The 13,343-nt window shown below is 34.2% G+C and carries 12 protein-coding genes; 1 reads left to right on the forward strand and 11 read right to left on the reverse strand.

Annotation, left to right across the window (positions count from 1 at the left end; genetic code table 11):
* Nucleotides 1-328, forward strand: a 328-nt coding sequence (locus JK636_RS18175) for a transposase (RefSeq protein WP_202750406.1), incomplete at its 5' end; no start/stop codon positions are given.
* Between the two features lie 162 nt (nt 329-490).
* On the opposite strand, the gene JK636_RS18180 is transcribed toward JK636_RS18175, so the two are convergent.
* The 11 genes from JK636_RS18180 to accD form a co-directional block, all read right to left on the reverse strand.
* Nucleotides 491-1,234, reverse strand: coding sequence for an alpha/beta hydrolase family protein (locus JK636_RS18180; RefSeq protein WP_202750407.1), 744 nt, complete (start codon nt 1,232-1,234; stop codon nt 491-493).
* Between the two features lie 425 nt (nt 1,235-1,659).
* Nucleotides 1,660-2,394: a TraX family protein gene (locus tag JK636_RS18185; RefSeq protein ID WP_202750408.1), complete on the reverse strand. Its 735-nt coding sequence runs from the start codon at nt 2,392-2,394 to the stop codon at nt 1,660-1,662.
* Between the two features lie 389 nt (nt 2,395-2,783).
* Entirely contained in the window at nt 2,784-4,085 is a 1,302-nt protein-coding gene (locus JK636_RS18190; RefSeq protein ID WP_202750409.1) for an alpha/beta hydrolase family protein, read from the reverse strand.
* A gap of 372 nt (nt 4,086-4,457) precedes the next feature.
* On the reverse strand, nt 4,458-5,282 hold the full coding sequence (locus JK636_RS18195) for a C45 family peptidase (protein WP_202750410.1): 825 nt from the start codon (nt 5,280-5,282) through the stop codon (nt 4,458-4,460).
* 299 nt (nt 5,283-5,581) lie between these two features.
* Nucleotides 5,582-6,262: a hypothetical protein gene (locus JK636_RS18200; protein WP_202750411.1), complete on the reverse strand. Its 681-nt coding sequence runs from the start codon at nt 6,260-6,262 to the stop codon at nt 5,582-5,584.
* 401 nt (nt 6,263-6,663) lie between these two features.
* A complete protein-coding gene (locus JK636_RS18205; RefSeq protein WP_243428272.1) occupies nt 6,664-8,034 on the reverse strand; it encodes an alpha/beta fold hydrolase in 1,371 nt (456 codons plus the stop codon).
* 163 nt (nt 8,035-8,197) lie between these two features.
* Nucleotides 8,198-8,866, reverse strand: a complete 669-nt coding sequence (locus JK636_RS18210) for a tyrosine-type recombinase/integrase (protein ID WP_202750412.1) — start codon at nt 8,864-8,866, stop codon at nt 8,198-8,200.
* Between the two features lie 252 nt (nt 8,867-9,118).
* The gene (locus JK636_RS18215; protein WP_202750413.1) at nt 9,119-10,360 is read right to left on the reverse strand and encodes an aminopeptidase P family protein; all 1,242 of its coding nucleotides are present in this window, start codon (nt 10,358-10,360) and stop codon (nt 9,119-9,121) included.
* Between the two features lie 154 nt (nt 10,361-10,514).
* Nucleotides 10,515-11,354, reverse strand: a complete 840-nt coding sequence (locus JK636_RS23950) for a methyl-accepting chemotaxis protein (RefSeq protein WP_202750414.1) — start codon at nt 11,352-11,354, stop codon at nt 10,515-10,517.
* A gap of 130 nt (nt 11,355-11,484) precedes the next feature.
* On the reverse strand, nt 11,485-12,435 hold the full coding sequence (locus JK636_RS18225; protein ID WP_202750415.1) for an acetyl-CoA carboxylase carboxyltransferase subunit alpha: 951 nt from the start codon (nt 12,433-12,435) through the stop codon (nt 11,485-11,487).
* A gap of 12 nt (nt 12,436-12,447) precedes the next feature.
* On the reverse strand, nt 12,448-13,338 hold the full coding sequence (accD, locus tag JK636_RS18230) for an acetyl-CoA carboxylase, carboxyltransferase subunit beta (protein ID WP_202750416.1): 891 nt from the start codon (nt 13,336-13,338) through the stop codon (nt 12,448-12,450).
* Nucleotides 13,339-13,343: the final 5 nt, after the last annotated feature.

Consider the following 13,343-nt stretch of genomic DNA (forward strand, 5'->3'; position numbering starts at 1 on the left):
GATTGGTGACATATCTAAATTTAGTTCAGCAAAGAAACTTGCAGCTTACGCTGGATTAGATCCTTCAGTTTACCAGTCTGGGAACTTCAGGGCTAAGAATAATAAAATTTCTAAACTTGGTTCATCTTATCTTAGAAAAGCGTTATATCAAGCCACTGTAGCTGGCATTAGTAAACGATCTAGCGGTATCTTGAATGCTACGCTTTATGATTTTTACGATAGAAAGTTAAGTGAAGGTAAGTCATCTAAGTCTGCTATTGTAGCTACTTCGCATAAACTTTTAAGAATAATTTATGGGATATTAACACATAAAACTACTTTTAACTAACACTCAACATATAAATTCTTTAATTAAGCCTGTCTACAAGCCTATTTCCTCTATAGGTTAGCTTTGCTATTCTCAATTTTGCCCAATATAAATTTTTTTATTAAACCACTTGACTAACATTAGCTGGTTTATGCGAAGTTGGTTTTTATTTATGCAATACCGTTACTTATTTGGTAAAGCCTCATTTAACCAATCCGTAAATTTCCTAAAAGCTTCACTATTAGGATCTACAAATTCCATGTGCTTACATTTTTCTATTTCGATATATTCTATGTCGCTTCCAAGACTTTTCGCTATACTTACATAGTCTCTACTCCAATTCACAAAAACATCCTCATCTTCAACCCCATGGAATATTACTTGCTTTTCAGAACTTGGCAACATTTCTATTGGTGAGGCTTTTTTATATCGATCCGGGTACTCTTCAGGAGTTCCATCAAGCAATTGAAAAACTGAATCGCCTCCGATATTTTCATAAAATGCCTTTCTTAGGTCAAGAATTGGTGCCAATCCTACAAATCTTGTACATTTTATAGCAATCTCCTGCAAACTTAGCCATAATGCTAAATGACCACCTGCTGAATGACCTACCACGAAGATATTATCAATATTGATATTTGAATATGCATCTTTACATGAAGAAAGAGCTTGAATCGATGCTATTGCATCAGTAAAAGTATCAGTCCATACTCTACCGCTCTCTCCTATTTTCCTATATTCAATATTCCAAACACAGTAACCCATTTCTGTGAGTTCTTTAGCTACTGCATCAAACTGAAAACGGTCATAAGGCATTTTCCAAAATCCACCATGAAATAGACAAACAATCCCTAAACTGTTTCTAGATGGTATGTATAAATCACCTATTTGAGATTCATGATCACCATATTTTATAGTTTGGATCATATTAAGAATTCCTCCTCTATATTTGTCTGCTTTATATATTTTAAAATTTTATATTACTCTATGTATATAACAGTTATTCTCAATTCTTGAGTATATTTTTACATCATTTTTTACATACATATTAAACAATAATGCTTAACTAAAAGGTATTTCGCATAACGTCTCGCACTCAAGACGTTCCTGAACCGGACCCCAGAGGAATATCCCTTGGTTGCGCTTGCACCGGTGAAGGAATGTGCTTTGGCTGTCTTTTCAAGCCAAAGCGTACTTGAGTGTTTTGTTAGATGCAGTTTTTCCCACTACACTTTAAGTTAAATCTATTCTCCTACTTTTTAACTTTAAATTTACTTCGCTTTTACAAGAAAATTGAGCAGTAAAGATTATACCAGAAATCACAGTAACAAGCTGAAACTTGAAGCTCTTGTTCATACCCTTCCTAATAGTAGTGCAATTCCTCCTATAATAAGAAATTGCAGTGGATAAATAATATAGAAAGCCCATTTAGAATATTTGGAACCACCCTTTGTACCATTATATAAGTATAATAATAGAACAACTAACAAAGGACTCAATATCCTAGGAATAATTAGATAAATATTTAAGCCTTCGCCTGCAAATAATACATCCACTAATTTAAGCAGACTTAAAATTGCAAAGGACCCAATCTGTTTTTTTGTATTACCATAAAAAACACCAAAGGCCAAGACAAACAATACTCCAAATATTGGCCAATCAGCCCAATAAGTAACCACGATTAAAAGTAAAATTAAAACAACCTTAAGCGGCTTATTCTCAATCTTCTCAAATACTATCAACGCTAAAAGCCCACACATTAATGTAAAAATGACACTGGTAGGAAGCAGAGTAATTCTTCCTTCATTTACAAAAATATTAAAGGGTACATGGGATATTAAAGCGAAGATAAATAATCTCTCTACGTACTTCTTTCTATCCTTGGAATAATGATTGCCTTCCGCTATAAAATAACACATGATCGGTCCTGTAATTTTACCGATAGTGTGCATTACTGCTCCACCGACAGTATTAGAACTAACAAAGGCCCACCCCAAATGGTCTATTATCATGGCTATAATTGCAATTATTTTAATCGTATTTCCTGAAAGAGATTTGTTTTTAAATTCCTCAATTATTGTTTCCATATAAAAAGTTCCCCCATTGACTAATTCACCATATTTTACCATTGCGTCTTAATAAAAAATTAATAACTTTTAAGCTGTCGCTCTGCTAATCTAAAATTGCATCTAACGTTCCGCACTCAAGACGTGCCTCAGCGTTACAGGAACTTAGAAAAGCTTACATAGCTCTTATGTTAGTTTTTCTAAATTCTGGCTCGGTTAGCTGAGGCATGTGCTTTGGCTTCTACATTGGCTTGACCCCTTGCTGCCAAAGCAAATTTGAGTGCATTGTTATCTGATGAGCCATGTTTATCAGTTTCCTTCATTCGATACTCCGTACCTCGAAATTATTCTTTAAATTCGCCTTCTAAGAAGATTGCGTCATACCTTAAACTATTTATTATGAACACAATTTAATACGTCCCATCTGAAATAAACTTGCCCTCTCCCTTTAAATAGCAATCGAAAAACTCAAGACAGACCTTGTTAATCACTTTGAGGCAGTATTCGGTGCTTGTTATTGATTTTTGTCCGTTGAGTATGCTTGTCAAAAATGGACTTGTAAGTGCCAGGTCAGTAAGCGTCAAATGTCCCACACCTCTGATATGGACATTAAATGCAGTTGGATTAGTATTGGAAAGCAGGGCATAGTTTTCAGCATATTGCTCCCAGTCGCCTAAATGTCCCCATGAACTGTCTGAATACACATTAAGTACAGGTATAGGGTACTTCTCACCTGTGAAAATGAACTCATTGTTATTAACACCTTCAATATCACACATGAATGGTGATTCCAATGCAATAACAGCACTAACATCTTTTCTCATTCTACCGATACCCAGTGCTGAAGAGCCGCCAAGAGAATGTCCAAAAACACCTATTTTTGTTATGTCTATAAGTTTGTATAACTTATCTGAAGTATTGCTCTTAGATTGTCCGAGTATATAATCTAATACAAAATTTATGTCATCTGTGCGTATTTTCATCCACTTTTGATAATACTCATAACTTTGCTGTTTATTTGAATGTACGTCGTCAGACCGTATTTCCTTCATAAAACCCTTGTCTACCCATATCATGTGCCCATCATTACCAATAGTGTATAAACTTTGGTATGTATGGTCGATGGAGCATACCACATAGCCATGGCTGGCCAGTTCATTAAAAAGTGTTTCATTGCTTGTTTTAATACCAAATGCCCCGTGCGAAAAAACTATAAGAGGATACTTTCCCTGTGCATTCTGGGGATACCACATTTCCACATTCAATTTTCTATTTTCCCCAGTATTGATGTAGGTTTCAATACGTTTTGTATCTGTGTATGTGTATTTTATAGTCTCAACCTGATACTTCCCTGTTGGTTTTATTGGAACATATTGTGGAAATATGATTAAAGGTAGAGTTACAACAAAGATAAGCACCATTATTCCTATTGTTTTCATAATAACACTTACTGCTTTGTATGCTCTCTTTCCTTGCTTTTTCTTAATCAAGCCAACTGTTCCGATTATCGCCAGTAAAAGTAGAAAGGTGGCTAAAGTATAATAACGAAAGCTCCAGTCAATTACAGACAGAGTACTGAACAGTACAAAGACTATAAATGCTATAATTCTAATAATGTTTCTTACCTTTTGTTGATTAGATTTTGTAATAATACAGAAAACTGCAAATGTGATTTCAACAACAATCGCAATCAGTAATATAATAATACCCATTTTTCTTTACCTCTCTTTTTTTTCTGAGCAAAGCATAATCCTACTTCGTAAAAATTTACTAATCCGTCCTATCATACTATCTATGTAACGGCAACGAGTCTTAATAAAACATGGCTTTTCAGATAACGTTCCGCGTCTCCGACGTCGCTGAACCTTAGATAACTCCTATCTTGGTGAAGCGATGTGGCTGACCGTTTGAAGAGTTCCACATACTCTGGCAGTGCTTTGGGTCAGCCCTCTGCGGAGACGCATTGTTAGGCGATTGACCATGCCCCGTTATTCAGAAATCGCCATGGACGGCGATTCCCTACGGTTTCTTGAATACCCTAAAAAAGTCTGTCTTCCCAATTGATTTTCTTTATTTAATGATTTTCATTTATATAAGCTAATAAGATCCTTCACAAATATTTCTTCATTAGAAAATTGAATTTTATTGTTGCTTAAAAATCCATCTAATGATTGAATTGTTTTTTCGATAATAGAAATTTTCCATTTTATACTTAAATCTATTTTAAAACTAATATAAACTTCATTTTTTAATGGTTCAAATACTATTGAACACAAAGTATTCTCCTGACTAGTTTTTCTTAAAACTTCAAAAGCTTCATTTATTCCAAAGCTGCGAATATTATTATCGATATATTCATGAGCACAAATATATCTATCAGCACCACAACCATATACTTTATCATAATTTGTTTCCTTGAAATCCCCATTTGGAAAATTAGTCATAATTATAAAATCATTCTTAATCCGACTTATTATATTTGTGTCAATTCCTTCTTCCAGAATAAATGCATTACCAGTTTTATCTGCAATAATAGTATGTAGTCCAAAATCCGGAAATAATGGATTTCTAGGAAACACGATTACTCTTTTATTAAGAATTTCAAAAAATTCAGATGCTTTTTTTGTTTTCTTTAGCGCTTCATCAAAAATATCAAAAGCAAACCAATCATTCTCGTTACAACTTGGTTTAAAACCTGGACTATATTCTACTGCTTGAGTACAGATAAAAAGACCGTCGCTATTAACACCAGCGATATCCCTGTATATGTTATCTAATAAGCCTGAAAAGTAAAATATGTTTTTATCGTTATAACAAATGACTTTAAGTTTTAAATCAATTTCATCAGTATCAAAATTCATACCATAAATAGTTTTTTCTTGACCATATACTGCAAAACTTGTACACATTTTGGAACTTCCTTTCAATATATAATTTTGGCATATAATATGCTTAGAGTATTTAGAGAATCATTTAACTATTTTATAATTCCATATAATAAAAGTCCATCAAATACCTTCCCCAGAAAATCCGGGCAAGGATGCCCGGTCAACCTATGCAGGGTCTTTCGCCTAACGTCTCGCATTCAAGACGTTCCTGAACCTAGCCAGACCTGGCTTGGTGAAGGAATGTACTTTGGCTACTTCAAATGCTTGACCCTGTTTTAGCCAAAGTGAACTTGAATACATTGTTTATCCGTCGTGCGGTACTACGGAATTATAGTTATATCACATGGATAATCTATTTCTTTTATATCTTCTATTAGCACTTCATAGTCTATATCCGAATTTAGAGTCTCTACAATCTCTTTAGTTAATGGTTCATGCCTATATATTTTTTCAATGATGCTTAAATCAAAATCACTTTCGTAGTAAGCATCTGCCCATCTCTTATATGTCTGTGGAAGCCCATCTAGGATGTTGATAAGATTTTCCGAACCATCGAAATCACACACCTTTAAATCCTGCTCTTTGATCAAGGAATTCAAATCTAAGGTTCTCCAATGAGAATCACTATTCAGTCTCCATATGAAGAACGTAGCTTTATCCGTAACAAAAGCAGGTTCGCTTAAAAATGAATCAAACTGATTTGGTATCTGATTCATTTGGTCTTTCCAGAATTCTTTATCAGTAAATCCGTTAATTGGTGCATCTATGTCATAACCTTTTATCATTACTCCGTCAATAAAAAATAATATAAAATAATGGCTACCTTGCCCGTCCCTCATAGATGCCATCATTTCATTCTGAGACCATTTGGAGTTGAAGGAATAATACCTGTATTCCCATTCCTGATAAATAATAGCATCTAGCATAGCTATTGACTGGCTTATTCTTTTCAGACTATTAATACTTGGTAATAGCTTTAAATTCTCAGTTGAAGTTTTCATTTTATCCCCTCAATTCTCTTTGTATGATTTCTACTTATATGTAACTTAGCATGACGTATAACGTTGCTAACTCCCGACATTCTTGAGCCCTAGCGCGACCGCACTTGGTGAAAGAATGTGTTTTGGAAGTCTTTTCATGCCAAAACGAACGGGAGTTTTTTGTTAGCAGATGGAATATTTCTGCGATCACTTTTTTGATAGTTTTAACTTCCTCATTCCTACTAGTGCATCACAATGTTTGAAAGATGTAAACTACTTATTTTAGACTTAGATTAATTAATATTTCTATAAATTGTTTTTAGTTTCAGGTTTATTGTCTTTGCGGTTGGCTTTTTATAACAAAAATCAAGCTTTATAACACCCAGACTTAATAACCTTAAAGGATTAGTATTCTCTCCCCATTACTTTATCTTTGTTTCCTTCAGTACCAAATTTACCATCAAATCAACAAACTTGTCTCGTTCGTTAATCCACGGGCTGTGTCCAGAATGTCCAAACCAGATAAACTCTTTATGAGGAGCTTTTAGTGCATTGAAATACTCCTCAGCCAATGCTGGTGGTGCGTTGATATCGTGGCGGCCCTCAATAAAGTAAACTGGAACATCTAATTTTATAGCTTGTTTGAGAAGATCTACATTATATAACTGTGGATAGACATGATTAAAAGTAGTAACCAAACCAAGTAGAAAATTTACTTTATCGTATAAACCATATTCAGGACCTGCTAGATCGCTAAATGTATTATATCCTGGTCGTTCAATTTCAGGTTTTTTTGTCATGTAACCACCTAAGTACTGATTGTAGGTAGCTACTTTCCAAACTACATCTTTACCATAGTATGGTGGCAGCCCTTGTTTCTTAAGTTTTTCAACCAGTTTTGTATCTCCCTGCTCTTTTGCCATCTTTAATGCTAGTTCATAGTCACGAACTTCAGTTTCAGCAAATGCAACCATCTGACCAGTACCAATAAAAGCATGATATAATTCTGGGTAACGTTGTACGAGCCATATACCTAGTGCACTCCCCCATGATTCACCGAGTACATATATCTTTTCCTGTTTAAATCTCTGGCACAAATACTCTGTTAGTTGATGTGCATCAGAAATGTATCGCTCAGGGGTAATTGATTTAAGTGGTACAGCATTAATTGATTTACCCGCTCCTGGTTGCTCCCAGTTAACAATCACAAAGTTATCTTCAAGCTTTTTTAGTTGGTCTCTGGTTGCAGCTAGCTGCGTTCCACCGGGCCCACCTGCTAGAAAAAGCAACACTGGATTATTTCTATTTTTTCCACGGATAGTTATCCACTGATCACTGCCACCTAGAGTTACTTTTTCTAAGACAGCAATACTACCCACTATTGTTTTGCCATTGTTCCCAAGTATAGGTGGAGTGTATGCCATCCACTGGCTGCATAGTATAGAAATAACATTCACAAATAATAATACTACTGTTACAATCAACTGACTGCGCAGTTTCAGAAGCCAGGTCGTTATTCTTGCTCTTGTACGGGTACAAATAGCAAGAATTACTGTAATCAAAATTGAGATAAAAAGAGTTGCTATTGTTACAACCAGAGAAAGAATCAATATGAACGCAAACCCTGATTCTATAGGAACAGTTTTCATCGTAGGCATAAGATATGGACGTATAACAATAGCATACAAAGTTATTATAACTGCTGTGAGTAAAGGTAAAAGAAAACGTAGTTGAAGCAACCAATAGGTTTTCCTTCCGTGAAAAATTGTTTCTTTTTTTAATGTAGACTTCATCTTATCCTCCTTAACAAAGCTTAATAATCTTTACTGCGCATTTTTTACAGATGCGCACTATCACTTTTTTAGTAACGGAACATAAACTTCCGATAAAATATTCTTGCTGCTAACTATAAACCCACGAACCTTTTTCGCTAATTCTTAACTCTAGGTGTAATATCTATTTTCCTGCCATTAATCTATCTAATGGACTTTGTATTTTGGTAATACTTTTTTCAGTAACATGTGTATATATTTCAGTGGTTTTTGAACTTGAATGACCTAGCAGCTCTTGAATATATCTCAAATCTGTTCCACCTTCTAATAAGTGAGTAGCAAAAGAATGTCTCAGAGTGTGTACTGATACATCTTTTTTTATTCCAGATGCTGTACACGCTTTATCAAAAATCTTCTGCACAGATCGCTCTGTCAAATGACCTTTCCCATCTCCCCCCTCAAACAACCAATCCTCAGGCCTGTATTTTTTTGCATATATTCTTAATTCATCTAACGCTATTTGAGAAAGAACTGTATATCTGTCCTTCTTTCCTTTACCTTGCTTAACATGAACAAGCATTCTATCGCTGTCTATATCACTAACTTTAAGGTTTACAACTTCACCGACTCTTAGTCCTGCTGAATAAACCAAATACAAAATTGCTCTATGTTTTATATTTGTAGTTTTCTGCAGTACTCTAGCAACTTCTTGATAGCTTAAAACTTCTGGAAGCCTCTTATCTTTCTTTGGCCTATAAAGTTGAACCTCATTTATATTTCTATTTAATACAACAGTAAAAAGAAATTTTATACTGCTTATGGATTGACTAATCAAACATGATAATAGTGCCATTATTTACCGTTATTATAAGTATATCTTATCATAATGCAAAACTCATCAACAGTCCTTATTCTAAAAAAAGCAGACTATTCAAACACTTTATTAGACTGCATGAATTTCCAAATACAAATGAACTGTTTAGATAAACACAATATATTCTTATGTTCTTTTATTTATTTGTTCTATATTTAAATATTTATATATTTATCTATTTCTCAGGATAAAATAAAAAAACGTTGAAGAATCCTTCAACGTTTTTTTATCTTATCTATTCATAAAAGCTTCAATATCTTCTACGCTTTTTATTATATCCTTTGCCAAATCCTCGCAGCCGTCATTAGTTACAACCACATCATTTTCGATTCTTATACCGATTTTTTCTTCTTCGATATAAAGTCCTGGCTCAACAGTTAGAACCATTCCGGGCTTTAGTTCTAATTCTCTGCTTCCTACATCGTGAGTATCAAGTCCTAAATAATGAGTTACATTATGATAATAGTATTTTGAAAGCTCAGCATCTTCTTTAATAAGACCTATTTTCTTTAAGCTCTCAGCTAAAGAAGCTCTTGTAGTTTCATTTAACTTTGTATATGGAACACCAGGTTTAATAACAGCCATTGTATCAGACATAGCCTTAAGAACAATGTTGTATATTTCCTTTTGTCTTTCAGTAAACTTTCCGTTTAAAGGGAAAGTACGACTTATATCTGCATTGTAGTAATTCCATTGAGCTCCAAGATCGAATAGAATCAAATCTCCATCTTGTGTCTTTGAATTATTTTGTGAGTAGTGCAGTACTGTTCCATTTATGCCTGATGCTGCGATTGTTTTAAAAGCATAATCTGTTACTCCGCTGCATTTTAAAACATAATCAAAATTAGCCTCAATTTGATATTCCATCATACCTGGCTTAGCATTTTTCATAAGGCTCTTAATACCTTCATTAGTTATTTCGATAGCCTTTTTAATTTCTGCAATTTCTTCATCTGTCTTTATAAGTCTTAGGCTGCAAATATCCTGATATATATTTTTAACCTTAAGCTCAGGATATTTTTCAGTAATAAGCTTAGCAAAAATATTTGAAACTGTAGGTATCGAATCCCAGCCTCTTCTTTCTAAATCTAAATAAAGTTTTTTCATATTATAATTTAACATTAGTCTAGCTATAGTGTCTTCAAAATCCTCTAGATATTGAATATTTTCTATGCCTGAAGCTTCCTTAGCTTCTTCTACAGTCATTCTCTTTCCTACCCATTTTTCAAGCACTGGGTCTGCTTTTTCGATAAATAGAGTCTGGTTTACTTTTTTATTTACTTTAGTTATCATAAGTATCATTTTTTCTCTATTTATACCAGTCATATAGTAGAAGTTTCTGTTTGGAGTAAAGCTGTAGGCTTCATCCGCGGATTTTTGCGGTGCTTCTCCAGCAAATAATATAAGTATTGAGTTATCTTTAATGCTCTCTAGAATATTTTCTCTGTTTTTCATAAAAAATTCTTTTTTCATCTATTTTTCCCTCCTGAGTGCCCCATTATAATTTACAGTAAAGCCATTATTATCCCCGTAGCCTCTTAAATAATTATATCGTTTATTTTAGTATCTCTCAACACAATATTCTTATAATTATCAATATTAAAACTCTACCAAGCATTTCACTTATTTAAAGTCTATTTGTCATATTTTCAAGCATAGAAGCTGTTTCTTTCAAAGATTTAATTGATTCAGTTATATTCTGTATAGCATCCGCTTGTACATTCGAGGAATTAATTGTATTATCAATATTTTTTTCTATTTTTACAATAGAGTTGTTTATTGTATTCAGTATAACGTTTATCTCATTAATAGAACTTTTGCTATTAACAGAGAGTTTTCTTACTTCTGTGGCAACTACAGAAAAACCTCTTCCATATTCTCCGGCCTTTGAAGCTTCGATAGCAGCATTTAGTCCCAGTAAATTAGTCTGAGATGATATTTGATTTACAATTCTTATTATGTCATCTGTCTTTTTCGACTGTTCTAAGGTCTCTTCTATATCAGTTTGTATACTGCTGTTTGTCTTCACTATATTTTGAGTCTGCTTATTTATAACTTCAATAGTATTTGCTATTTGAATTGTTGCATCAACAAGCTTTTTTGATAAATCAAGCACATCATTACTATTTTTTAAACTTCTGCCATAGGACAGAGCACCAACAATATCTCCGGCATTATCTTTTATTGGAACGGCAACTACCCTTATATTAAATCCTGTTGTTGCTCTATCTGTAGTAATTGCAAAGACCCTATCATTTTTTATAGCTTTCATAAGCACATCATCTTTTGGAATAGGGTCTCCTACTTTTGCAATAGCCCCCATATTTTCGCTGATTTTAAATTTTATAAACTTTTCCCTATCTGTAAGTGAAAATGATATTTCATCCTCAAACAATAGTGGTAATTGATCCAATATAATATAAAAACAATCTAAGACATTAATCTGATTATTTAAATTTACAGCCATATATCCCCCATCCTTTTACTTTAGTAATATAACTTGTAACATCGTAAGCTAATTTTAACAATATTCCATCAATATATCAACTATTGAAATTAATTGTAAAAAAAGAAGACTAAGTCTTTTTAACCTAGTCTTACTCCTCATATTCTCCAAAGCTTCTGAACTTACTATATCTCTTATTCAAAAGCTCCTCTATTTCATTTTCACAAAGCTTAGGTATAATTTCCTCTAAAGTCTTTTTAATATTTTCTGCAGTCTCATCTACATTTTTATGTGCACCGCCTGCAGGTTCCTTAATTATTCTATCTATAATTCCGTAAGCCTTTAAATCTTCGGCAGTTATTTTCATAACACCTGCTGCTTCTTTGGCTCTGCTGCTGTCCTTCCAAAGTATGCTGGCAAAACCTTCAGGTGACAGTATAGAATAAATTGAGTTTTCAAGCATCCAGACCTCATCTGAAACAGCCATTGCAAGTGCTCCTCCGCTGCCGCCTTCACCTATAACGATAGAAACAGTTGGAACTTTTAAATTTGCCATTTCCATTAAGTTTCTTGCAATTGCTTCTCCCTGGCCTCTTTCTTCAGCTCCTATACCCGGAAAGGCTCCTGGAGTATCTACAAAACATATTACAGGTCTTCCAAACTTTTCTGCCTGCTTCATAAGTCTTAAAGCTTTTCTGTAGCCTTCAGGATTTGGCATTCCAAAATTTCTCTTTAGATTTTCCTTTGTATCTCTTCCCTTTTGCTGACCTATGATAGTAACTGCTTTTCCGTTAAGCTTTCCTATTCCTGAAACTATGGAAGGGTCATCTCTAAAGTTTCTGTCTCCATGAAGTTCTATAAAATCTGTAAAAATTCTTTCTATATAGTCAAGTGCTGTAGGTCTTTCAATAAGTTTAGCAAGAGTTACCTTTTCCCAAGGTGTCAGATTGCTGTAAGCCTGACTTTTCATGTTCTGAAGCTTAGCTTCCATTCTTTCAATCTCAGAAGCCAAATCAACTCCATGCTCTCTTGAGAAGAACTTGAATTCTTCTATTCTCTTAGATAGCTCTTCGATATTTTTTTCAAATTCTAAAACAGCCATACTCTCACCACCCTAAATGCTGTGCAGATTTAATATCTGCCCAAGCGTTTCCTTAAGCTTTTCTCTTGATACTACAGCATCTATAAATCCATGTTCAAGCAAAAATTCTGCTGTTTGAAAACCTTCTGGAAGACTTTGTTTTATAGTTTGCTCAATTACCCGCTTACCTGCAAAGCCAATAAGTGCTCCCGGCTCAGCCAAGATAATATCACCTAGCATTGCAAAGCTTGCAGTAACTCCGCCTGTAGTTGGATCTGTAAGTACCGGGATATATAAAAGACCTGCTTCATTATGTTTTGCAAGAGCTGAGCTTACCTTTGCCATCTGCATTAGAGAAAACATTCCCTCCTGCATCCTGGCTCCTCCTGATGCAGTAAATATTACCACAGGAAGTTTTTCAGAGGTTGCATATTCTATTGCCCTTGTGAGCTTTTCGCCCACTACAGAACCCATGCTTCCCATCATAAAACGGCTGTCCATTACACCAATAACTAATTCATTTCCATTAACTTTTCCTCTGCCTGTAATTACAGCTTCTTTTAATCCTGTTTCTTCTTTTAAAGCCTCCAGCTTATTTTCATATCCCGGGAAATTAAGCGGGTTGCTGCTTAAAAGTTCTTTATCAAATTCTATAAAGCTTTCTTCATCAATAATTGAATTAATTCTATCTAGAGCCGGCAGTCTAAAGTGTTTCCCGCAGTCTTTGCATACCATCGTATGCTTTTCTAAGTCTTTTTTATAAATAGCTTTTCCGCAGCACTCGCACTTTACCCACATTCCATTAGGAATATTGGGCTTTTGTTCCTCTTCATTTTCAATTGGAGAAGTATTCTTAGAAACACTTCCGGCAGGAGTTTGACTTACTGTTATATATTTAGTTTTCTTGAAAAGTCCGTTAAACATCGGTA

This window comes from Clostridium rhizosphaerae (genome assembly GCF_016765585.1).
Lineage (GTDB): Bacteria > Bacillota > Clostridia > Clostridiales > Clostridiaceae > Clostridium_AT > Clostridium_AT rhizosphaerae.

What these genes read in the sequence shown, in the direction of transcription:
- JK636_RS18215 (WP_202750413.1), bottom strand. Translation starts at nt 10,360, where the DNA reads ATGAAAAAAGAATTTTTTATGAAAAACAGAGAAAATATTCTAGAGAGC.
- JK636_RS18190 (WP_202750409.1), bottom strand. Translation starts at nt 4,085, where the DNA reads ATGGGTATTATTATATTACTGATTGCGATTGTTGTTGAAATCACATTT.
- JK636_RS18205 (WP_243428272.1), bottom strand. Translation starts at nt 8,034, where the DNA reads ATGAAGTCTACATTAAAAAAAGAAACAATTTTTCACGGAAGGAAAACC.
- JK636_RS23950 (WP_202750414.1), bottom strand. Translation starts at nt 11,354, where the DNA reads ATGGCTGTAAATTTAAATAATCAGATTAATGTCTTAGATTGTTTTTAT.
- JK636_RS18210 (WP_202750412.1), bottom strand. Translation starts at nt 8,866, where the DNA reads ATGGCACTATTATCATGTTTGATTAGTCAATCCATAAGCAGTATAAAA.
- JK636_RS18225 (WP_202750415.1), bottom strand. Translation starts at nt 12,435, where the DNA reads ATGGCTGTTTTAGAATTTGAAAAAAATATCGAAGAGCTATCTAAGAGA.
- accD (WP_202750416.1), bottom strand. Translation starts at nt 13,338, where the DNA reads ATGTTTAACGGACTTTTCAAGAAAACTAAATATATAACAGTAAGTCAA.
- JK636_RS18185 (WP_202750408.1), bottom strand. Translation starts at nt 2,394, where the DNA reads ATGGAAACAATAATTGAGGAATTTAAAAACAAATCTCTTTCAGGAAAT.
- JK636_RS18180 (WP_202750407.1), bottom strand. Translation starts at nt 1,234, where the DNA reads ATGATCCAAACTATAAAATATGGTGATCATGAATCTCAAATAGGTGAT.
- JK636_RS18195 (WP_202750410.1), bottom strand. Translation starts at nt 5,282, where the DNA reads ATGTGTACAAGTTTTGCAGTATATGGTCAAGAAAAAACTATTTATGGT.
- JK636_RS18200 (WP_202750411.1), bottom strand. Translation starts at nt 6,262, where the DNA reads ATGAAAACTTCAACTGAGAATTTAAAGCTATTACCAAGTATTAATAGT.